General features: G+C 63.5%; 1 pseudogene. It reads left to right on the forward strand.

The annotated features are described in order from the left end of the window. Positions 1-107 precede the first annotated feature (107 nt). A pseudogene (locus JMY24_RS38085) lies at positions 108-333 on the forward strand (IS21 family transposase); the annotation flags it as partial. Positions 334-937: the final 604 nt, after the last annotated feature.

The following is a 937-nucleotide window of genomic DNA, read 5'->3' on the forward strand; positions in this document are numbered from 1 at the left end:
GGTTGCCAGCACAAAGCGCCTGCCCCGCCATGGATGGAACGGGTGGGTGACCTCGATCTCTACACGCGCTTGAGCGCCTGTACGATCTGCATTCGTGGACTTACGGGAAGGGCAAGGTCGAACGGTTCAACCGCTATCTGAAGGAGAGCTTCGTTGTGCCGCTTGCCGCGACGCTCAGGTCATCGGGCTTGAGGCTGGATGTAGAGGCCGCCAACGCGCATATCGGTCGATGGCTGGCGGAGGTTGCCAACACGCGCCGTCATGCGACGACGGGCGAGCGTCCGGCAGTGAGGCTTGCTGCCGAGCAGGCGGCGCTTCTGCCGTTGCCGGCGCAAGCACCCGCGCTTGCTGTGCCGGACAACCGTCGCGTGCTGCCACTAGGTTCGTGGCGTAGACCGTTTGAGACCAGGAGTGCCAATCAATGTGAGCGAACAGACGTTCGCTTCAGAACGTATCTTTGCCGGTGGGGCGACCCGGATGGCCGCCATGGGTCCGGTGACAGCCATCCGCCACTCCCTGCCCGGCGCATCATTGACATAAAAGCTGATCTCCAAGGGGCGACCTCCCGCTACGGCCGCTTTCAGCGCGGCGGTGACATTCGAAGAAACTAACTGAAGGGCACGGGTGGGTCGCGTACAGCCGACGGGCCCGCGTGTGAGCGGCGGTCTGGCATGGAGCAGCATGAGGCACTGTTTGGCCGGCCATAAGCGGGCACCCGCGCAGAGCGGTTGAATGGCCGTTCAACGCTTGCAAGGCGCCACCCGCTCGACGCAGAACGTGGACGATTCATTCAGAGGGAGGGGGAAGCCAGCGCCCTGAAAAGCACGCGTGGATCGAAGGGTTTCTCGCACCTCGGATATCTGGTGTAGGCAGGGTCGAGCGCGTCGGCGCCGTAGCCGGTGGTAAAGACGAAATGCACGCTGTGCTCAGCCAGCCA

Source organism: Paraburkholderia kirstenboschensis (assembly GCF_904848585.1).
GTDB lineage: Bacteria > Pseudomonadota > Gammaproteobacteria > Burkholderiales > Burkholderiaceae > Paraburkholderia > Paraburkholderia kirstenboschensis.